This window comes from Rathayibacter sp. AY1B7, from assembly GCF_002932735.1.
In the GTDB taxonomy this organism is placed as follows: Bacteria; Actinomycetota; Actinomycetes; order Actinomycetales; family Microbacteriaceae; genus Rathayibacter.
In genome coordinates, this window is the sequence record NZ_PSWK01000031.1 from 17,799 (window position 1) to 38,324 (window position 20,526).

The following is a 20,526-nucleotide window of genomic DNA, read 5'->3' on the forward strand; positions in this document are numbered from 1 at the left end:
CAGCTGGCTGAGTAATGAGAGTAGCGCGATTCCGCTCCCCGTCCACTGGGGCTTGCGGCGCGGCCCCGGCCCTGGATGAGGGCCGGGGCCGGATTCTCAGGCGCGGGCGGCCGCGTACTGCTCGCGGATGACGGGGCGGTGGTCCGGCGCGGGCTCGGCCACCGAGGTGACGGTCCACGTCGGACGCGATCCTGTCAGCGCCCAGGCGGCCTGCACGGCGGCACCGTCGGCCACGTACTCGCCGGGCGTCGGCACCTGCACGGGCACGTCGAACACCTGCGAGGCAGCGAGCTGCACGGCGCGGTTCTGCGCGGCTCCGCCGATGAGGAGGATGCGCCGCGCCTCCACTCCCTGCGCGCGAACGGCGTCGAGGCCGTCGGCCAGTCCGCAGAGCATGCCCTCGATCGCCGCGCGGGCGAGGTTCGGCCGCGTGGTCGAGGCGATGGTCATCCCGTGCAGGCTCGCGGTCGCGTCCGGCAGGTTCGGCGTGCGCTCGCCCTCGAAGTAGGGGACCAGCACGAGGCCGTCGGCACCCGGCTCCGCCTCGAGCGCCAGTGCGGCGAACTCGTCGAAGTCGCTGCCGAGCAGGGTCGCGGTCGAGGCCAGCACGCGCGCGGCGTTGAGCGTCGCGACCAGCGGCAGGAAGCGCCCGCTCGCATCGGCGAAGCCGGCGACGGTCCCGGAGGCGTCGCGCACCGGGTCGTCCGTGACGGCGAAGACCGTGCCGCTCGTGCCGATGCTGACGACCACGTCGCCGGGGCCGGCGCCGAGGCCGAGCGCGGCGCCCGCGTTGTCGCCCGCGCCGGGGCCGACGACGAGTCCGCTCTCGGTGCGGCCCGCCTCCTCCGAGGGGCCGAGCACGCGGGGGAGCAGCGGGCGGTGGCCGAGGGCGCGCTCGAGCAGGTCGAGGTCGTAGCCGTCCGCTCCCCAGTACGAGGTGCCGGACGCGTCCGACCGGTCGGTCGTGAGGGCGTCGAGCTGCGGACCGCGGGCGGAGTCGGGGCCGTAGCCGAGCAGGCGCCAGGTCAGCCAGTCGTGGGGGAGCGCGACGGCGGCGACACGGGCGGCGTTCTCGGGTTCGGCGTCGCGCAGCCAGCGGAGCTTGGTGGCGGTGAAGGAGGCGACCGGCACCGATCCGGTCCGCTCCGCCCAGGCCCCGGCTCCGAGCTCCTCGATGAGCGCGGCGGCGGCGGGCGCGCTGCGGGTGTCGTTCCAGAGCAGAGCGGGGCGGATGACGGCGCCGCTCTCGTCGAGGACGACCATGCCGTGCTGCTGGCCGCCGACCGAGATGGCGGCGACGTCGTCGAGCTCGCCGGCGTCGGCGAGGGCGAGCTGCAGCGCCTCCCACCAGGCGGCCGGATCGACCTCGGTGCCGTCCGGGTGGCTCGCCCGGCCGGTGCGCACCACGGCGCCGGTGTCGAGGTCGCGGACGACCACCTTGCAGCTCTGGGTCGACGAGTCGATCCCTGCGACGAGCGTCATCGCTGTCCTCTTTCGTTGGGGGTACGGTTTCGGGCGTCCGGTGCGGAATCGGGCCGGATGCAGGAGAACGGACGAGATCCCGTGCCGGTGCAGGGGATCTCGTCCGTCTCAGGTCGTCCCGCGGCTGACCGCGGGCTCAGAGGGTGCGGGTCAGCCGCGGGCGCCGAGCAGGTGCTCGGTGGCCAGCTGCTGCAGGCGCACGAAGCCGAAGCCCTTGCCGCCGAGGTAGGCGTCGGCGTCGAACGACTCGTACGAGGCGGTGTCCGCGAGCAGGTCGTCGTACGACTCGCCCTCGTTCAGCGTCGGGGTGGAGAGCTCGGCGACCTTCGCGGCTGCCAGCGCCTCCTGCACCTCGGGGTCGGCGCGGAAGGCCGCGGCGCGCTCCTTGAGCAGCAGGTAGGTGCGCATGTTCGCGGCGGCCGAGTCCCAGACTCCGGTCTCGTCCTCGGTGCGCGAGGGCTTGTAGTCGAAGTGGCGCGGGCCGTCGTAGGCCGGGACGCCGCCGGGGCCGCCGTTCTCGAGGAGGTCGACGAGCGAGAACGCGTTGTGCAGGTCGCCGTGGCCGAAGACCAGGTCCTGGTCGTACTTGATGCCGCGCTGGCCGTTGAGGTCGATGTGGAAGAGCTTGCCGTGGTACAGCGCCTGGGCGATGCCGGCGGTGAAGTTCAGGCCCGCCATCTGCTCGTGGCCGACCTCGGGGTTCACGCCGACGAGCTCGGGGCGCTCGAGGGAGTCGATGAACGCGATCGCGTGGCCGAGCGTCGGAAGCAGGATGTCGCCGCGGGGCTCGTTCGGCTTGGGCTCGATGGCGAAGCGGATGTCGTAGCCCTTGTCGGTGACGTAGTCGCCGAGCAGGTTGACGGCCTCGCGGTAGCGCTCGAGCGCGGCGCGGATGTCCTTGGCGGAGTCGTACTCGGCGCCCTCGCGGCCGCCCCACATGACGAACGTCTTCGCGCCCAGCTCGGCGGCGAGGTCGATGTTGCGGAGGACCTTGCGCAGCGCGAAGCGGCGGACGTCGCGGTCGTTCGAGGTGAAGCCGCCGTCCTTGAAGACCGGGGCGCTGAAGAGGTTGGTGGTGACCATCGGCACGACGAGGCCGGTGGACTCCAGCGCGCCCTTGAGGCGGTCGATCTGGGTCTGGCGCTCGGCGTCGGTGGAGCCGAAGGCGAACAGGTCGTCGTCGTGGAAGGTGAGGCCGTACGCGCCGAGCTCGTCGAGCTTCTCGACCGCGTGGACGACGTCGAGCGGCTCGCGGGTCGGGCCGCCGAACGGGTCCGTCCCGTTGTAGCCGATGGTCCAGAGGCCGAACGAGAACTTGTCGGCGCGGGTGGGGGTCAGGGACATGGGATCCGAATCCTTTCCGGCGACGTCGCCGAATTGTTGTTGAGCCCAACATATCTCCTGAGGATCGAGAGGCGCAACGAGCGGAAGGCCCGGCGCGTCGCCCTCCGGCCCCATCGCGGGTGCCGCCCGCTCGTGCCGCGGAACCGCTCGCGGAGCGGGCCGGTGCCCGGGGAGGACGTCGCGAGGATCGCTTGCGCAAGCGCTTCGACTGTGCGTACAGTCGCTCCAGCACGACCGGTCGAAGCGCTTCGAAGCTCGACCGCGACCGACGACGACGTCCGGCAGGAGGAGCCATGGCGACCATCCACGACGTGGCCCGCGCTGCCGGAGTCTCGATCAGCACCGTCTCCTACGCCCTCTCCGGCAAGCGCTCGATCGCCGCCTCCACACGGCAGCGCGTCGACGACGCGGTGCGCCAGCTCGGCTACCGGCCCCACGCGGGAGCCCGGATGCTCGCCGGGGCGCGGACCCACATCCTCGCCCTCTCCGCCCCGATGCGCGGCGAGCTGCATCTGCCGACCCACATGCGCTTCGTCACCGAGGTGCTCGAGCGCGCCCGGGAGTCGGACTACGACGTCCTGCTGCTCGTCACCGACGAGGCCTCCAGCGGCATCGGGCGCGTCTCCTCCTCCTCGCTCGTCGACGGCATCGTCCTGATGGGCGTCGACGACGACGACGACCGCGCCGAGCTGATCCGCGCGGCCGGGGTCCCCGCCACCTTCATCGGCGTGCCCGCCGACTCCCACGATCTCGCCTGCGTCGACCTCGACTTCGCCGAGGCCGCCCGCCAGAGCGTCCGCCGGCTCGCCGAGCTGGGCCACCGCTCGCTCGGCCTGCTCGAGCACCCGCAGTCCTACACCGACCGCAACGCAGGCTTCGTCCGCCGCTTCGACGAGGCGTTCCGCGCCGAGGCCGCAGCGCTCGGAGTCGAGATCGCGGTCGAGCGCCCGCACATCGGCCGCCCGAGCGCATCGGCCGCGATCGACGCGATCCTCGCCGCACCCGTCCCGCCGACCGCGCTCGTGCTGCACTGCAACGAGCCCGTGGCGGAGGCGGCGATCGAGCGCGTCCTCGAGCGCGGCCTCTCCGTCCCCGGCGACCTGTCGATCCTGGCGGCCTGCGCCAGCTACGACGGCGGCGCCCTCCCTGTCCCCACCAGCAGTCTTCCCCTCCCGTTCGACGCGATGTGCCGAGCGGCCGTCGCGCGGACCCTCCAGCAGATCGACTCCGGCCGCACCGTCGGCGTCGAGCTGCTCCCGCCCTCCTACGTCGACCGCGGATCCCTCGCGGTCGCTCCGACCGGCGCTCCGGTGCCGGCGGTCCCGTCCGGCACTCCCGCGCCGGCCTCCCTCTAGTCCTCCACCCTCTTCCCGCCCGCTCCGGCTCTGCGCACTGTCGAAACGCTTCGACACCGCGCCTCCGCGAGAGAGCGCTCCCTGCACCACCTCCGCAGCACCACCGCACCGTTCGAAGGAGAACCACCGCAATGTCGCTCCGATCCCGCTCCGCCTTCCACCGCCCGACCGCCGGTCTCAGCCGGCGCAACCTCCTCGCCGGAGGAGTCGGCCTCAGCGCGATGTTCGCGCTGGCCGCCTGCTCCGGTGGCGGTTCCGACGCCGGCTCCGACGCGCTCTCGACCACGGTCGACGGCGCCGGCCGCACCCTCACGCTCTGGGACTTCGAGACGCCCGACAGCGACCGCGGCATCGCCTGGCTCGCCGCCCGCGACATCTTCACCCAGGAGACGGGGGCCGAGATCGCGTACGAGTTCAAGGCCTTCGAGCAGCTGCGCACCGGCGCCAGCCAGATCTTCAACTCCAACTCGGCGCCCGACGTCGTCGAGTACAACAAGGGCAACGCGACCAGCGGACTCCTCTCGAGCCAGGGCCTGCTCACCAACCTCGACGAGGCGGTCGCGTTCTACGGCTGGGACTCGCTGATCCCCGGCGCGCTGCAGACCACCGCGAAGTACGACGAGAACGGGATCATGGGCTCCGGCTCCTGGTACGGCATCCCCAACTACGGCGAGTTCACCTTCGTCTACTACAACAAGGACGCCTTCGCCGCGAACGGCCTCGAGGTCCCCACCACCTACGAGGAGTTCACGGCCGTCCTCGACGCCTTCGTGGCCAAGGGGATCACCCCGCTGGCCGAGGCCGGCGCCGAGTACCCGCTGCAGCAGCTCTTCTACCAGCTCGCGCTGCTGAAGGCCGACCGCTCCTGGATCACCGACTACCAGACCTACACGGGCGAGGTCGACTTCGAGGACGCGGCCTGGAGCTACGCGGCCGACCAGCTGAAGACCTACGTCGACAAGGGCTACTTCTCGGCCGACGCCTCCGGGCTGAAGGCGGAGGACGCGGGCACGGCGTTCATCTCGGGCGAGTACCCGATCTTCTTCTCGGGCTCCTGGTGGTTCGGCCGCTTCAAGGCCGAGATCACCGGATTCGAGTGGGACACGTTCCTCTTCCCGGGCGCCGAGTTCACGATGGGCTCCGCCGGCAACCACTGGGTGATCCCGGAGACGGCGACGAACAAGGACCTCGCCTACAAGTGGATCGAGATCACGATGCGACCCGAGATCCAGAACCTCATCGGCAACAACGGAGGCATCCCGCTGGTCGTCGACGAGAGCGCCATCACGGACGAGAAGAGCAAGGCGCTGCTTGCGCAGTGGAAGACGGTCGTCGACGGCGACCAGCTCTCCTTCTACCCCGACTGGCCCACCGCGACCTTCTACGACGACCTGGTCGCCGCCACGCAGGAGCTCATCAACGGCTCCTCCGACGAGTCCGCCATGCTCTCCGACCTCCAGGCCAAGTACGACGACGGAGTCGCCGACATCACGTGACGCGGAAGCGTCACGTGATGTCGGCCACGGCGGCCGGCCCCGCGCCTGCAGGCGCGGAACGGCCGTGGAAGACCTGAGGACGTGACGGCGACCCCTCGAGGGGGTCGCACGAACACCGCCGAGCCTCCACCCCCCCGCTGGATGCCGCTCCGGTACGCGACACGCCGTCGCCTCCGTACCGGAGCGGCATCCCGCGGCAGCACACCCACGACCCCGTCCGACCTAGGAGTACCCATGACGACGACAGCACCTCGTCGCGCGGAGAGCGCGCCGCCTCCCACGACGCCGCCCCGCGAGAAGCGCTCCGGCGGCTACTGGCTCTACCTGATCCCCGGGTTCGTGCTCTTCACGTTCATCGTGCTGATCCCGCTGATCTGGAACGTCTACATCAGCTTCACGTCCTGGCGCGGCATCAAGCCGCCGATCTTCATCGGCCTCGACAACTGGATCGAGCTGATGGGCGACGACCAGTTCTGGACCTCGTTCCTCAACTCGGTCTACATGATCATCGCGATGGTGATCGTCCCCACGATCCTCGGACTCCTGCTCGCGGCGATCCTCTTCGATCTCGTCGGCAAGAAGTTCGGCGGGCGCCTGGCGAGCTTCCTCCGCGCCACCTACTACCTCCCGCAGATCCTGCCGACCGTCATCGCCGCGATCGTCATCGGCTGGATCCTCCGCCCCGACAACGGCGCGCTGAACTCGATCCTCGAGGCCGTCGGGCTCGGCTCCCTCTCGCACGACTGGCTCGGCAAGCCGGACACCGCGATGCTCTCGATCATGGTCGTGATGATCTGGGTGCAGCTGGGCTACCCGGTCGTCATCTTCATGGCGGCGCTGCAGCGCGTGGACCCCGAGCTCTACGAGGCGGCGGAGCTCGACGGGGCGAACTGGTTCCAGCGCTTCCGCTGGATCACGGTCTCGATCATCCGGCCCGAGATCTTCGTGGTCACCCTCACCTGCACCATCGCCGCGCTGAAGGTCTTCGGCCCGATCTACGCCCTGACCCGCGGCGGCCCCGGCGACTCCACGATCGTCCCCTCCTACTACTCGTACACCGAGTTCTTCCAGAAGCAGCAGGTGGGCTACGGCGCCACCATCGCGACCGCGCTCACGATCGTCATCGTGATCCTCGCCGTGCTGTTCATCCGCGCCCAGGAGCGCGTCGAGCGCAGCGAAGGAGCCCGCTGATGTCGGCCATCGAGACCCTGCCCCTCACCCAGGCCGGCACGCAGGACGCGGACCTCTCGTCCTCCCGTCCCGCCAAGCCCGCGAAGGGCACGACGAAGCGCACCCTCGGCGACTGGGTGGTCCTCGCCGTCGCCGTGGTGATCGGGCTCGTGATCATCAGCCCGGTGCTGCTGATCCTGCTCAACTCCTTCAAGACCCCCGCGGAGTACTCGGCGAACGGCCCGCTCGCCTTCCCGACCGGCCTCTCCTTCGACGGCCTCTCGACCTTCTGGAGCCGCGTCGACTTCCCCGAGAAGCTCGGCAACTCGATCCTCATCTCGGGGTCGGTCGCGATCCTCGCCGTCGCCCTCTCGGTGCTGAACGCCTACGCGATCGGCATCGGCCGGGTCCGCGGCCGGAGCTGGATCATCGTCCTGTTCCTGCTGGCGAACATGCTCCCGCAGGAGGCCCTGCTCTACCCGCTGTACTACATGTTCAAAGCGGTCGGGATCTACGACACCCAGCTGTCGGTCATCGTCATCTTCACCGTCATCCAGTCGGCGTTCGGCACCTATCTGCTCTCGAGCGTCTACGGCACCTTCCCGAAGGAGATCCTCGAGGCCGCGGCTCTCGACGGCGCCTCGAAGTGGCAGGTCCTCACCCGGGTGATCGTCCCGATCTCGCGGCCCACCCTCTCGGTGCTGATGATCTTCTTCTTCATCTGGACCTGGAACGAGTTCCTCATCCCGCTGGTCTTCCTGGTGAGCGACGCGACGCAGACCGTCCCGATCGCGATCTCGAGCCTCCAGGGCGACAAGATCATGGACGTCACCACGACCAGCGCGAGCGCCCTCCTGGGCCTTCTCCCGACGCTGATCTTCTTCCTGATCTTCCAGCGCACCCTCACCCGCGGCATCACCGCCGGCGCGGTCAAGTAGCCCTCTCTCCCTCCGTCGGCGCCTCCCTCACGGGATCCGCCGGCGCGCCATCGAAAGGCACCTCCATGAAGTTCACCGACGGGTTCTGGCAGACGCGGGCCGGATTCATGCCCCTGTTCGCGCAGGAGGCGTACGACATCCGCACCGACGGCACCTCGCTCGAGGTGATCGCCCCGACCCGGGTCATCGAGGGCCGCGGCGACGTCCTCAACCGGCCGGCGCTCACGGTCACGGTGTCCTCGCCGGCCGAGGGGGTCGCGCGGGTGCGGATCGAGCACTGGCGCGGCACGGCGGTGCGCCCCGGCTTCGAGCTGGCCGAGGGCGACGTCGGAGCGGCGGAGGTGACGGAGTCCGGCGGCGTGCTGCGCACCGGCGACCTCGAGGTCCGGATCAGGCAGGGCGCTCCCTGGTCGCTGGAGTTCTGGGACACCTCGACCGGCACGCGCCTCACCGGGTCCGGGCACAAGGCGCAGGGCTACCTGACCGGACCGGACGGAGCCGCCTACCTGCACGAGCAGCTCGACCTCGGCGTCGGCGAACTGGTCTACGGGCTCGGCGAGCGCTTCGGCCCCTTCGTGAAGAACGGCCAGACGGTGGACGTGTGGAACGCCGACGGCGGCACCTCCTCCGAGCAGGCCTACAAGAACGTCCCGTTCTACCTCTCCAGCCGCGGCTACGGCGTGCTCGTGAACGATCCCGGCCTCGTGTCGTTCGAGATCGGCTCCGAGGCGGTCGAGCGCGTGCAGTTCTCGGTCGGCGGCGAGGCGCTGGAGTACCTGGTGATCCAGGGCCCGACGAAGAAGGACGTGCTGCGGCGCTACACCGGTCTCGCGGGCCGCCCCTCCGTCGTGCCCGCCTGGAGCTACGGGCTCTGGCTGACGACCAGCTTCACCACGAGCTACGACGAGGAGACGGTGAACTCCTTCATCGACGGCTTCGCGGAGCGGGAGCTGCCGCTGTCGGCGTTCCACTTCGACTGCTTCTGGATGCGCGAGTTCCAGTGGACCGACCTCGAGTGGGACCCGCGCACCTTCCCGGACCCGGAGGGGATCCTCGCCCGCCTGCACGAGCGCGGGCTGCACACCTGCGTCTGGATCAATCCGTACATCGCGCAGGCGTCGCCGCTGTTCGCCGAGGGGCGCGAGAAGGGCTACCTGCTCAGAACGGCCTCCGGCGACGTCTGGCAGTGGGACATGTGGGTCGCCGGCATGGCGCTGATCGACTTCACGAATCCGGAGGCGACCTCCTGGTTCCAGGAGAAGCTCCGCGTCCTCGTGCGCCAGGGCGTCGACTCCTTCAAGACCGACTTCGGCGAGCGGATCCCGTCGGAGGGCGTCGTCTGGGCCGACGGGACCGACCCCGAGGCCATGCACAACTGGTACACCCAGCTCTACAACCGCGCGGTGCACGAGGTGCTCGAGCAGGAGCTCGGCGAGGGCCGCGCGGTCCTCTTCGCCCGCAGCGCCACGGTCGGCGGGCAGTCGCTGCCGGTGCACTGGGGCGGGGACAACACCTCCTCCTACGTGTCGATGGCCGAGACCCTGCGCGGGGGCCTCTCGCTCGCGCTGGGCGGGTTCGGCTTCTGGGCGCACGACATCGGCGGGTTCGAGGGCACGCCCGATTCCGGAGTGTTCAAGCGCTGGCTCGCGTTCGGCCTGCTCTCCTCGCACTCGCGGCTGCACGGATCCTCCTCGGTGCGCGTGCCGTGGGCGTTCGACGAGGAGGCCGTGGAGGTCACCCGGCTCTTCACCCGGCTGAAGCTCTCGCTGATGCCCTACCTCTTCGCGGCGGGGGCGGAGGCGGCGAGCACCGGCGTCCCGATCATGCGGCCGATGGCGCTCGAGTTCGAGGACGACCGCAGCGCCGCCCACCTCGACACGCAGTACCTGCTCGGGCACGACCTGCTCGTCGCTCCGGTGTTCACCGAGGACGGCACGGTCGAGTTCTACCTCCCGCGGGGGACGTGGACGAGCTGGTGGACGGGCGAGCGGACCGTCTCGACGGGGGAGTGGCGTCGTGAGGTCCACGGCTTCGACTCGCTGCCGCTGTACGTGCGCGAGGGTGCGGTGATCCCGGTGGGGGCCCGCCAGGACTCGGCCGAGTACGACTACCTCGACGGGCTCGAGCTGAGGGTGTTCCCGGGGCCGGACGGAGCGACGCCGGTCCGGGTCGTCGCGCACGAAACGGGGGAGGAGACGGTCTTCACCGTGACGCGCACCGGCGGCACAACCTCTCGGCGATCCTCCGCCTCGTGCACCGCGGCGGCCCCCGCTCCCGCTCGCAGCTGACCCGCCTGACCGGCCTCAACCGCTCCACGATCGCGGCACTGGTCGGCGAGCTGGTGGAGCTCGGCATCGTGCGCGAGCGCGAGCCCGCCACGCCGAACCAGGTCGGCCGGCCGAGCCCCGTGGTCGAGGCCGATCCCGGAGTCGTCGCGCTCGCCGTGAACCCCGAGATCGACGCCGTCACGGTCGCCGTGGTCGGCGTCGACGCCGTCGTCCGCCGCCGCATCCGCCGCTCCGCCTCCGTCCCCACCGCCGAGGCCGCCGCGCGTCTGGCGGCCGAGGCGGTCGCCGAGCTGCTCGCCGAGCTGCCCGAGGAGACGCGGACCGTCGGCATCGGCGTCGCCGTGCCCGGCCTCGTCCGCGACGCCGACGGCCTCGTCCGGGTCGGCCCGCACCTCGGCTGGGACGACGAGCCCTTCTCCCGCATGCTCGCGGACGCGACCGGCCTGCCCGTCCTCTCGGCGAACGACGCCAACCTCGGTGCACTCGCGGAGAGCGTCCTCGGCGCCGGCCGCGACGTCTCGCACCTCGTCTACCTCAACGGCGGCGCGAGCGGAGTGGGCGCCGGCGTCATCGTCGGCGGCGCGCCTCTGCACGGCATCGACGGCTACGCGGGGGAGATCGGCCACACCCTCGTCAACAGCGCGGGCATCGACTGCCACTGCGGCGCCGTCGGCTGCCTCGAGACCGAGGTCGGCCGCGCCGAGCTGCTCACCGTGCTCGGCCTCGACGAGAGCGAGCGGCTGGAGGAGGCGCTCGCCGCCTCCGAGGACCCGGCCGTCCGTGCCGAGGTCGAGCGCCAGCTCGGGCACCTCGCGGTCGCCCTGCGCAACGTGATCAACGTGTTCAACCCGCAGCTCGTGGTGCTGGGCGGCTTCCTCGGGGCGCTGATCGGAGTCGCGCCGGGGTTCCTGGAGGAGCGCCTGGGCCGCGGCGGCCCCTTCCGGGTCGCGCTCGACTCCGTGCGCATCGTGCGGACCGAGCTCGGCGCCGATCTGCTCATGCTGGGCGCAGCCGAGCTCGCCTTCGAGCGCCTGCTCGCCGACCCGCTCGGCACTCCGCTCCACCCGGTCTGACCCGACGGCGGGCCGAGGGGTGGCGCCACTGTCCGACACGTGATCGAATTGATTCGACCGAGCGGCGTGGAGCCGACGAGGTCCGCTCCCGAGCCGAGGACGACACCGGCCGCACCCCTCCCTCCCACCCCGCTGCGCCCTGCGCAGGAAGGCACTCCGTGTCCACTCCCGCCTCGACTCCGACCGCCTCCCTCCCGGTGCACCGCCACCCGGGCGACGCCCTGACGGCCCGCCAGCGCCTCGTCTACGTGATCGTCCTCGGCTCGCTGACCGCCCTCGGGCCGTTCACGATCGACCTCTACCTGCCGGCGTTCCCCGCGCTGCAGAGCGAGCTGAACGTGTCGGAGGCGGCGGTCCAGCTGACCCTCACCGGCACGACCCTCGGCTTCGCACTCGGCCAGCTGGTCGTGGGCCCCTGGAGCGACGCGGTCGGCCGGCGCCTGCCGATCCTCCTGGCCACCTCTCTGCACGTGCTGGCCTGCGTCGGCGCGGCGCTCGCCCCCGAGATCGTCACCCTCGGCGTCTTCCGCTTCCTGATGGGAGCCGGCGCGGCGGCGGGCGGCGTGGTCGCGATGGCGATGGTCCGCGACCTCTTCGGCGGACGCCCGCTGGTGCGCATGCTGTCCCGGCTCGCCCTGGTGTCGGGCCTCGCGCCCGTGCTCGCGCCGGTCATCGGCTCCCAGCTGCTGCTGATCATGGACTGGCGCGGGATCTTCGTCTTCCTCGCCGCCTACGGCGTGCTGGTCGTCGCGGCCGTCGGCCTGCTCGTCGTCGAGACCCGGCCCCGCACCGCCCGCCACGAGCGCGAGCACCGCTCGCTCGTGCAGCGCTACCGGGCCGTCCTCAGCGACCGCGTGTTCCTCGGAGTGGCGGTGATCGGGGGCATGACCTTCGCCGGCCTGTTCACCTACCTCTCCAGCTCCTCGTTCCTGTTCCAGGGCCTCTACGGATTCGACGCGCAGCAGTACGGGCTGCTCTTCGCCGTGAACTCGCTCGGCGTCGTCCTCGGCGTGCAGGCGTCCTCCTACCTCAGCCGGAGGATCGGGCCGCAGTGGATCCTCGCGATCACGACGCTGACGCTGTTCACCTCCGCCGGCCTGATCGCCCTCTTCGACGTGCTCGGGCTGGGGCTCTGGGGCACGCTCGTCCCGCTGTGGTTCTTCATCGCGTCGTGCGGCTTCAGCTTCCCGTGCGTGCAGGTCCTCGGCCTGGTCAACCACGGCCGGGAGGCGGGGACGGCCGCGTCGCTGCTCGGAGCGGTCAACTTCGGCACCGCCGGACTGCTGTCGCCGATCTCAGGGGTCTTCGGCGCCGGCTCGGCCGTGCCGATGGCCCTGGTGATGATGGCGACGGCGACCGTGTCGATCCTGGCGCTCTGGCTGATCGTCCGGCCGAGGAGCGTCCCGGCGCTGCAGGACTGAGCGCTCGGCTCCGGGTCCCGGCGGTCCGGCACGCCCCGCGCCTGCGGCTCCTCCCGGGTGCTCCGGCCCTCGCTGGATCCGCTCCCGAGCGCCGCTGCTACAGTCCCCTCCCATGTCCTCCCGCGACTCCTCCGCCCTGCTCGCCGAGCTCTCCGACCCCGACCGCGACGTCCGCCTCCGTGCGGCGATGACCCTGGGCGAGCTCGCCGAGCCCGCCACCGCCGAGCCCCTCGCCGCGCACCTGTGGGAGGAGCCGGACTTCTTCGTCCGCGACGTGCTCACCTGGTCGCTCGGCCGCCTCGGCTCCGCCGCCGTCCCCGTCGCCCGCGAGGCGCTCGGCCGCGAGCCACGGGTGCGCACGCAGGCGCTGCACGTGCTCAGCAAGATCCTCGACCCGGCGACGCTCGACGACATCGCCCCGCTGGCCGCCGACTCCGAGCCCGCCGTCGCCGCGAAGGCCCGCTTCGCGCTGGGCCGCCTCGGCGACGCGCGCGCGCTGCCGGTCCTGCTCGGCCTGCTCGGCGACGACGACGCGGAGGCGCAGAATGTGCTCACCGACGTCCTCGCCTCCTTCGGCGCCGCGGCCGTCCCCGGTCTGGAGCAGGCCCTCCGCGAGGGGTCCGCGCCGGTCCGGCGTCACGCCGCCGCCGCGCTCGGCTACCTGGGCGACGACGCGCGTCCTGCCGTCGACGCGCTGGACGGGGCCGCCGGCAGCGACGACTCCGCGCTCGCGGTCTCGGCCGTGATGGCGCTCGGCTCGATCACCGGTCCCGACGCGGCCGCCGCCCTCGAGCGGGCCTCCGCCTCGGACGACTCCCGCGCGAGCGCCGTCGCCGCGCGGCTCCTCGCCCGCTCCTCCGAGCCGACCCGGCTCGACGCCCTCCGCGCCGCCCGCCTGGCCCGCGCGGCCGGCTGAGGCGCGCCGCGAACCCCCGCGGGGGAAGGCCGGGGATCCGCAAGGCCGCTCGAACCCTGTCATGAACCCCGCCGCGCGGACGCCGGTCTTCCGATCGGTCGGCCGCGCCGCCCCGCAACCCCCAGCGGGGGAACGCCGGGTGACGGCATCATGTCCGAATGGATCATCGCGACGACCGCCTGTCGACCGAGCCCGGAACCGCGCGCCCCGACGCCGTCCAGCGCGCGCGGATGCGCGAGCAGGTGCCGTCCGACGACGTCGCCGCCCGGCTGCTGACGAAGGAGGCGGCCCACCGGGTCTCCCGCCGCTGGCCGCTGATCTCCGCGTCGCTCGCGATCCTGCTCACGGTGCTCCTCGCCGTGCTGATCGCCTTCCGCCCCACCTCGGCCTTCCGCTTCGACGTGGAGTGGATGGACGAGATCGTCGAGCACCGCTCGCCGGTCTGGGACATCCCGGCCCTCGTCATGAACACGGTCGGAGCGGGGCTCGTCGGGACGACGCTCATCCCGCTCGGCATCGTCGCCGTGCTGCTGGTGTTCCGCAGGCGGTGGGCCGCGCTCTACTACGCGATCGCCGCGCTGGTCAGCGTGGGCGCCACCCAGCTCGTCAAGGAGCTGGTGGGACGCGCCCGCCCGGCCGACATGCTCGTCACCAGCGACTACGGCTCCTTCCCGTCCGGCCACACCGCCAACGCGGCGACGACGGCGATGGTGCTGGCCCTGGTGTTCCCGCTGCTGTGGCTCTGGATCGCGGGCTTCCTCTACACCGTGGCGATGATGGCGAGCCGCACCTACCTCGGCGCCCACTGGCTGAGCGACACCGTCGGCGGCCTGCTGCTCGGGATCGGCGTGGCGCTCGTGGTCTGGGCTCCGCTCGCCGGCCGCCTGCGCACCGAGGCCGAGCTCCCGCACCCGCCGATCTGGATCCGCCGCACCACCTGACCGGCGCAGCGCTCCCCGCGAGGGCTTCGAGCCCCTGAGGATCGGCGCCCGAGGAGCGCGGAGGCTCGCCGATCAGGCGAAGGCGGCGAGGGAGTCGAGCTCGTTGAAGGTGTAGACGTGCAGGCCCGCGAGGCGGTCGCCCGCCGCCGCTTCCAGGCGCGCGACGAACGCGGACGGGTCGAAGCGGCGTCCGCGGAGGAGCCCGCCGGCCACCGAGGTGCTCCGCTTCAGGAAGCCGAGCGAGGAGCCCACTCCGATCCGCGCGCCCAGCGTCAGCAGCCGCGAGCGCTCGACCGGCCCCGGCACGCCCGCCCACAGATCGGCCGTGATCCCTGTCTCGCGGAGCCGGTCGGCGTAGCGGACCACCGCGTCGACGTCGAAGCACATCTGCGTGACGATCGAGCGGATGAACGGAGCGCGCTCGCGCAGGTGCCGCTCGATGCTCTCGTCGGAGAGGTGCGGGTGGCCCTCGGGGTAGCCTGCGATGTCCAGGGCCAGCCCGGGTGAGATCTCGCGGGCGTCGCGGATGAGCTCGAGGCTCGTGGAGTAGGTGCCGGCCGCCGAGGACGCGTCGCCCGAGATCACGAACGCCTCGTCGATCCCCGCCTCGCCCATCCGCCCGAGGACCCGCTCGAGTGCGGCGCGGCCCTCGACGTTCCGCGCCGCCAGGTGGGGCACCACGCGGAACCCGCGCCCGGCCAGCGCGACCGCGCAGTCCACGGTCCGCTCGGTCCCGTGCTTCGGCAGGCTCGTCACGGTCAGCGTCACCGCGGAGGGGTCCGGGAACGCTCGCGCGGCGCGCTCGCCGATGTCGTCGGCCGGGATGATCTCGAAGCGAGCGCGGGTCATCGGCCCAGCCTGCCACGCGGAGCCGGAGTGGCGCGGGTGGTGGCCGCAGCCGCACGAGTGTCGGAGGGGCGCCCTAGCCTGGAGCGGATCGCCGCCCGGTGGTCGCGGAAGGAGTCGCGTGTACCTGGAGTCCGGCCGCGTGGTCACGAGCCCCACCGACCTGTCGAACTGGGCGGCCTGCGAGTGGGCGGTCCTCCGCCGGTTCGACGCCCTGCTGGGCCGCGCCCCGCGCCTCGAGGCCGAGAGGGACGGGATGCTCGAGCGCACCGCGGTGCTCGGCGACGAGCACGAGCACCGCTTCCTCGCCGAGCTGAAGCGCACGCACGAGGTGCTCGAGTTCGAGCGCCCCGAGCCCGCCGGCTACCCCGCGGCGGCCGAGGCGGCCGTCGAGGCGATGCGCGCCGGGGTCGACGTGCTCTACCAGGCCACCTTCTTCGACGGCGAGTTCCTGGGCTTCTCGGACTTCCTCCTCCGCACCGCCGACGGCGCCTACGAGGTCTACGACACCAAGCTCGCCCGGCACGCGAAGATCCCGGCGCTGCTGCAGCTCGCCGCCTACGCCGAGCAGATGCAGGCGCGCGGCATCCGCGTGGGGGAGCAGGTGCACCTCGTGCTCGGCGACGGCTCCGTCACCAGCCACGAGCTGGCCGTCGTCGCCCCGGTCCAGCGGGTGCAGCGCGCACGGCTCCGCGCCGTGCTCGCCGAGCGCTTCGCCGCCGACGAGCCGCTGGCGTGGGGCGATCCGCGCTACCCCTCCTGCGGACGCTGCTCGGTCTGCGCGCCCGAGGTCCAGGCGCACCGCGATCCGATCCTCGTCGCCGGGATGCGGCTCGACCAGCGGGCGAAGCTCACGGCGGCCGGCGTCCTCACCCTCGACGCCCTCGCCGAGCACGACGGCCCCGTCCCCGGGCTGAGCGCGGGCACGCTCGAGGGCCTGCGCGCCCAGGCGCGGCTGCAGCTGCGATCGGAGTCCTCGCCGGTGCCGGCCGTCGAGGTGATCGACGCCTCCGTGCTCGCCGGGCTGCCCGCCCCCGACCCGGGCGACCTCTTCTTCGACTTCGAGGGCGACCCGCTCTACACCGAGGACAACCGCGAGTGGGGCCTCGACTACCTCTTCGGCATGGTCGACGACCAGGAGCGCTTCACCGCGCTCTGGGCGCACGACCTCGCGGCCGAGCGCCGGGCGCTCCTCGACTTCCTCGCGCTCCTGCGGGCGCGCCGGGCCGAGCACCCCCGGATGCACGTCTACCACTACGCCTCCTACGAGCGCAGCCACCTCCTCTCGCTGGCGCTCCGCCACGGGGTCGGCGAGGAGGAGGTCGACGCGCTCCTGCGCGACGGCGTCCTGGTCGACCTGTACCCGGTGGTGCGGCGGGCGCTCCGCGTGGGCTCGCGCAGCTACTCGCTCAAGAAGCTGGAGCCGCTCTACATGGGCGAGGAGGAGCGCGACGCGTCCGGCGTCACGAACGCCGCCGACAGCATCGAGATGTACGTGGAGGCGCGCGCCGCGCAGAGGGCCGATCCTGTCGAGGGGCAGCGCGGGCTCGACCTCGTCGCCGAGTACAACGCCTACGACTGCCGCTCCACGCTCCGCCTGCGCGACTGGCTCCTGGAGCTCGCTCCGCCGCGCGAGGAGCTGCCGCCGCTGCTCGAGGTCGAGATCCCCGTGCCCCGCGAGCCGCACCCGGTCGCGGTCGCACTGCTGGCGCAGGTCGAGGGGGTCGAGCCGCGCGAGCGCACGGCCGACCAGACCGCGCTCGCCCTCGCCGGCGCGGCGATCGACTACCACCGCCGCGAGGCCAAGACCTTCTGGCAGGAGCACTTCGACCGCCTCCGGCAGCCGCTGGACGAGTGGGCGGACACCCGCGACGTCGTGATGATCGACCGGGTCGAGGTCGTCCGCGACTGGGCGAAGCTCCCGCGCGCCCGCACGCAGTCGCGCGAGCTGCGGATCCTCGGCCGGCTCGCTCCCGGCAGCCGGCTCGGCACCGGCTCGTCGCCGTACCTGGTCTACGAGGCCCCGGCGCCCCCTGGTGCGCCCTCGCCCGGTCCCGGTCTGCGCGGCGCCTCCGAGCGCTCCGAGATCCTCGCGGTCGACGACGACGGGGAGCGGATCGTCCTGCTCCTCAAGGAGGGCCTGAAGGCGGGGGAGGATCCGCACGACGACGCTCCGGTCGCCCTCGCCCCCGCGCCGCCGCCGCGCGCCGCGCCCCAGCCCGAGGCGATCGCGGAGTGGGGCGGCGAGGTCCTCGACGCGCTGCCCGCGATGCTGGCCGACCCGGCGCTCGACGTCCTCCGCCGCGTGCCGCCGGGAGCCGTCGCTCCTGTGCAGGGCGACGACGTGATCGGCGCGGTCGTCACCACTCTGCTCGGACTCGACCGGGCGACCCTCGCCGTGCAGGGTCCGCCCGGCACCGGCAAGACCTACGTCGGCTCCCACGTGATCGCACGGCTGGTGAACGAGCACGGCTGGCGCATCGGCGTGGTCGGCCAATCGCACTCGGTGGTCGAGAACGTGCTGAGCGCCGTCGTCGGCCGCGGCGTCGATCCCTCCCGCGTAGCGAAGGTGCCCAAGAACGGCACGCCGCCCGAGGCGCTCGCGGCGGCGCCCTGGGCGCCGGTGAAGAACGCGGCGGCACTCACCGCGGTCCTCGAGGAGGGCGGCGGCTGCGTCATCGGCGGCACCGCCTGGACCTTCGCGAACCCGGTCACCGTGCCGCGCCGCTCGCTCGACCTCCTGGTGGTCGACGAGGCCGGGCAGTTCTCGCTCGCCCCGACGATCGCGTCGGCCGTCTCCGCCCAGCGGCTGCTCCTGCTCGGCGATCCGCAGCAGCTGCCCCAGGTGAGCCAGGGCGCGCACCCGGAGCCGGTCGACGAGTCGGCGCTCGGCTGGCTCGCCGACGGGCACGACGTCCTCCCGCCCGAATACGGCTACTTCCTCGCGCAGACCCACCGGATGCACCCGGCGCTCTCCGATGCCGTCTCCGAGCTCTCCTATGAGGGCGCGCTGCGGTCGCGGGCGCCGCAGGTGCGTCACCTCGAGGGGGTCGAGCCCGGCGTGCACTCCGTCCCGGTCGAGCACGCGGGCGACACCACCTCCTCGCCGGACGAGGCGAGGCGCGTCGTCGAGATCGCCCTCTCCCTCGTCGGCCGCGCCTGGACCGACGAGCACGGCGAGCGGACGCTGACCGCGGCCGACGTCATCGTCGTCGCGCCCTACAACGCCCAGGGCGGGCTCCTCCGCACCGCCCTCGACGCCGCGGGCCTCGAGGAGACGCCGGTCGGCACTGTCGACCTCTTCCAGGGCAGGGAGGCGGTGGTCGCCATCGTGTCGCTCGCCGCGTCCTCCGGGGCCGACGTCCCGCGCGGAATGGAGTTCCTCCTCCTGCCCAACCGCCTGAACGTCGCGGTCTCGCGCGCGAAGTGGGCGGCGTACCTGGTGCACTCGCCGGCGCTCGCCGCCTCGCTCCCGACCTCGCTGACCGGCCTCGGGCACCTCTCCGGCTTCCTCCGCCTGCTCGAGCGGGGGGAGCGGGCCGCCCTGTGACGGATCCGGTGGCCGGAAGGCGCGCTCCGCTCCGATTCCGTCGGTGCTCGGCATGGTGGACGACGCGATCCGTCGCTACGGTGTCCCCATGAGAATCCTCCTGGTCGGCGCCGGCGGCGTCGGCGACGCCTTCGCGAAGATCGCCGCGCGCCGCTCCTTCTTCGAGCAGATCATCGTCTGCGACTACGACCTCGCCCGGGCCGAGCGCACGGTCGCGTGGATCGCGGAGCGGCACGGTGCCGACGACCGCTTCGTCGCCGCGCGGATCGACGCCTCCGACGCCGAGAACGTCGAGACCGTCGCCCGCGCGCACGGGGCGACCCACGTGATGAACGCTGTCGAGCCGCGCTTCGTCCCGACGATCTTCGCCGGAGCGCTCGCCGCCGAGGCCGACTACCTCGACATGGCGATGAGCCTCTCGCTCCCGCACCCCGAGCAGCCCCACGAGCTGACGGGGCTCAAGCTCGGCGACGAGCAGTTCGCCGCGGCGGAGGAGTGGTCCTCCCGCGGCCGCCTCGCCCTGGTGGGCATGGGCGTGGAGCCGGGACTCTCCGACGTCTTCGCCCGCTACGCCTCCGACCACCTCTTCGACGAGATCGACGAGCTCGGAGTGCGCGACGGCGCGAACCTCGTCGTGCACGACGCGGACGGCCGCGAGATCTTCGCTCCGTCCTTCTCCATCTGGACCACGATCGAGGAGTGTTTGAACCCGCCGGTGGTGTTCGAGCGCGACCGCGGCTGGTACACCACCGCCCCCTTCTCGGAGCCGGAGGTGTTCGAGTTCCCCGAGGGTATCGGCCCGGTCGAGTGCGTGAACGTCGAGCACGAGGAGGTGCTGCTGATGCCGCGCTGGCTCGACGCGAAGAAGGTCACCTTCAAGTACGGCCTCGGCGAGCAGTTCATCGGCGTCCTGCGCACCCTCCACCTCCTCGGCCTGGACAGCACCGAGCCCTTGCGGGTCCGCTCGGCCGGCGGTCCCGTCGAGGTCTCGCCGCGCGACGTCGTCGCCGCCGCCCTGCCCGACCCCGCCGGCATCGGCCCGCGGATGACGGGCAGGACCTGCGCCGGCCTCTTCGTCTCGGGCACGAAGGACGGCGCCCGCCGCGAGGTGTACCTCTACCACGTGAGCGACAACGAGTGGACGATGGCCGAGTACGGCACCCAGTGCGTGGTCTGGCAGACGGCGCTCAACCCGGTGGTCGCGCTCGAGCTCCTCGCGACCGGCGTGTGGACCGGCGCCGGAGTGCTCGGGCCGGAGGCGTTCAGCGCCGACCCGTTCCTCGAGCTGATGGCCCGCCCCGAGGCCGACGGCGGGTATGGACAGTCCTGGCACGTCCGCGAGGACTGACCGGCGCCGCCGACCTAGGCTGAGCCCATGAGTGACGACGACGGGCTCGCCTCGGCGAGGGACGAGGCGCGCGCGGCCCTGGAGGCTGCCCGCCGACTGCAGGCGGAGGCCGCCGAGGCCCTGGCGCGAGCGGAGGCGGCGGCCGCGGCGCTGAACGCGGCGGCCGGCCCGGAGGAGGCGGAGGCCGTCGCGGACGACGTGCGGCTGGTGGCGGCGTCGGGGAGCGGAGCGGAGCAGTCCGCTGCTCCCGTTGCCCCGGACGCCGTCGCTCCGGACGCCGTCGCTTCCGGTCCGATCGCTCCGGATGCACCTGCTCCGCCCGCCAGTCCTGGCCGATGCCGCGGGTGCGGGCGAGCAG

14 protein-coding genes and 1 pseudogene are annotated in these 20,526 nt (G+C 72.5%); 12 read left to right on the forward strand and 3 right to left on the reverse strand.

The window, feature by feature from the left end; genetic code table 11:
* Positions 1 to 96 precede the first annotated feature (96 nt).
* Both xylB and xylA read right to left on the reverse strand, forming a co-directional pair.
* The gene (xylB, locus tag C5C95_RS14460) at positions 97 to 1,482 is read right to left on the reverse strand and encodes a xylulokinase (protein ID WP_104324718.1); all 1,386 of its coding nucleotides are present in this window, start codon (positions 1,480 to 1,482) and stop codon (positions 97 to 99) included.
* A gap of 150 nt (positions 1,483 to 1,632) precedes the next feature.
* Positions 1,633 to 2,826: a xylose isomerase gene (gene xylA / locus C5C95_RS14465; RefSeq protein WP_104227357.1), complete on the reverse strand. Its 1,194-nt coding sequence runs from the start codon at positions 2,824 to 2,826 to the stop codon at positions 1,633 to 1,635.
* Positions 2,827 to 3,119: 293 nt separating this feature from the next.
* On the opposite strand from xylA, the gene C5C95_RS14470 reads away from it, so the two are divergent.
* From C5C95_RS14470 to C5C95_RS14510, 9 genes are all read left to right on the forward strand, one after another.
* On the forward strand, positions 3,120 to 4,181 hold the full coding sequence (locus C5C95_RS14470) for a LacI family DNA-binding transcriptional regulator (RefSeq protein WP_104224875.1): 1,062 nt from the start codon (positions 3,120 to 3,122) through the stop codon (positions 4,179 to 4,181).
* A 131-nt stretch (positions 4,182 to 4,312) separates the two neighbouring features.
* Positions 4,313 to 5,677 (forward strand): ABC transporter substrate-binding protein, encoded by a 1,365-nt coding sequence (locus C5C95_RS14475; protein WP_258072676.1) that lies wholly within the window; start codon positions 4,313 to 4,315, stop codon positions 5,675 to 5,677.
* 234 nt (positions 5,678 to 5,911) lie between these two features.
* A complete protein-coding gene (locus C5C95_RS14480; RefSeq protein WP_104224874.1) occupies positions 5,912 to 6,868 on the forward strand; it encodes a carbohydrate ABC transporter permease in 957 nt (318 codons plus the stop codon).
* Entirely contained in the window at positions 6,868 to 7,785 is a 918-nt protein-coding gene (locus C5C95_RS14485) for a carbohydrate ABC transporter permease (protein WP_104324719.1), read from the forward strand. Before C5C95_RS14480 ends, C5C95_RS14485 begins: the two co-directional genes overlap by 1 nt.
* A gap of 65 nt (positions 7,786 to 7,850) precedes the next feature.
* Positions 7,851 to 10,073, forward strand: coding sequence for an alpha-xylosidase (gene yicI / locus C5C95_RS14490; protein WP_104324720.1), 2,223 nt, complete (start codon positions 7,851 to 7,853; stop codon positions 10,071 to 10,073).
* A complete protein-coding gene (locus tag C5C95_RS14495; RefSeq protein WP_308471521.1) occupies positions 10,037 to 11,146 on the forward strand; it encodes an ROK family protein in 1,110 nt (369 codons plus the stop codon). The genes yicI and C5C95_RS14495 overlap by 37 nt, the downstream gene beginning before the upstream one ends.
* A 158-nt stretch (positions 11,147 to 11,304) precedes the next feature.
* Complete coding sequence (locus C5C95_RS14500; protein ID WP_104324721.1) at positions 11,305 to 12,567, forward strand: multidrug effflux MFS transporter; 1,263 nt, start codon at positions 11,305 to 11,307, stop codon at positions 12,565 to 12,567.
* Positions 12,568 to 12,679: 112 nt separating this feature from the next.
* Entirely contained in the window at positions 12,680 to 13,483 is an 804-nt protein-coding gene (locus C5C95_RS14505; protein ID WP_104324722.1) for a HEAT repeat domain-containing protein, read from the forward strand.
* A 158-nt stretch (positions 13,484 to 13,641) separates the two neighbouring features.
* On the forward strand, positions 13,642 to 14,424 hold the full coding sequence (locus C5C95_RS14510; protein WP_258072677.1) for a phosphatase PAP2 family protein: 783 nt from the start codon (positions 13,642 to 13,644) through the stop codon (positions 14,422 to 14,424).
* 72 nt (positions 14,425 to 14,496) lie between these two features.
* Here the strand turns inward: C5C95_RS14510 and C5C95_RS14515 are convergent, their stop codons facing one another.
* Entirely contained in the window at positions 14,497 to 15,273 is a 777-nt protein-coding gene (locus C5C95_RS14515) for a methylenetetrahydrofolate reductase (protein WP_104269661.1), read from the reverse strand.
* A gap of 118 nt (positions 15,274 to 15,391) precedes the next feature.
* Between C5C95_RS14515 and C5C95_RS14520 the strand changes: the two genes are divergently transcribed.
* The 3 genes and pseudogenes from C5C95_RS14520 to C5C95_RS17700 all read left to right on the forward strand — a co-directional run.
* Positions 15,392 to 18,820 (forward strand): bifunctional RecB family nuclease/DEAD/DEAH box helicase, encoded by a 3,429-nt coding sequence (locus C5C95_RS14520; protein WP_104324723.1) that lies wholly within the window; start codon positions 15,392 to 15,394, stop codon positions 18,818 to 18,820.
* Positions 18,821 to 18,908: 88 nt separating this feature from the next.
* Positions 18,909 to 20,168: a saccharopine dehydrogenase family protein gene (locus tag C5C95_RS14525; RefSeq protein WP_104256687.1), complete on the forward strand. Its 1,260-nt coding sequence runs from the start codon at positions 18,909 to 18,911 to the stop codon at positions 20,166 to 20,168.
* A 27-nt stretch (positions 20,169 to 20,195) separates the two neighbouring features.
* Positions 20,196 to 20,526: pseudogene (locus C5C95_RS17700) on the forward strand (hypothetical protein); the annotation flags it as partial.

What these genes read in the sequence shown, in the direction of transcription:
- xylB (WP_104324718.1), bottom strand. Translation starts at nt 1,482, where the DNA reads ATGACGCTCGTCGCAGGGATCGACTCGTCGACCCAGAGCTGCAAGGTG.
- C5C95_RS14515 (WP_104269661.1), bottom strand. Translation starts at nt 15,273, where the DNA reads ATGACCCGCGCTCGCTTCGAGATCATCCCGGCCGACGACATCGGCGAG.
- C5C95_RS14485 (WP_104324719.1), top strand. Translation starts at nt 6,868, where the DNA reads ATGTCGGCCATCGAGACCCTGCCCCTCACCCAGGCCGGCACGCAGGAC.
- C5C95_RS14480 (WP_104224874.1), top strand. Translation starts at nt 5,912, where the DNA reads ATGACGACGACAGCACCTCGTCGCGCGGAGAGCGCGCCGCCTCCCACG.
- C5C95_RS14475 (WP_258072676.1), top strand. Translation starts at nt 4,313, where the DNA reads ATGTCGCTCCGATCCCGCTCCGCCTTCCACCGCCCGACCGCCGGTCTC.
- C5C95_RS14525 (WP_104256687.1), top strand. Translation starts at nt 18,909, where the DNA reads ATGAGAATCCTCCTGGTCGGCGCCGGCGGCGTCGGCGACGCCTTCGCG.
- C5C95_RS14505 (WP_104324722.1), top strand. Translation starts at nt 12,680, where the DNA reads ATGTCCTCCCGCGACTCCTCCGCCCTGCTCGCCGAGCTCTCCGACCCC.
- yicI (WP_104324720.1), top strand. Translation starts at nt 7,851, where the DNA reads ATGAAGTTCACCGACGGGTTCTGGCAGACGCGGGCCGGATTCATGCCC.
- xylA (WP_104227357.1), bottom strand. Translation starts at nt 2,826, where the DNA reads ATGTCCCTGACCCCCACCCGCGCCGACAAGTTCTCGTTCGGCCTCTGG.
- C5C95_RS14510 (WP_258072677.1), top strand. Translation starts at nt 13,642, where the DNA reads ATGGATCATCGCGACGACCGCCTGTCGACCGAGCCCGGAACCGCGCGC.
- C5C95_RS14470 (WP_104224875.1), top strand. Translation starts at nt 3,120, where the DNA reads ATGGCGACCATCCACGACGTGGCCCGCGCTGCCGGAGTCTCGATCAGC.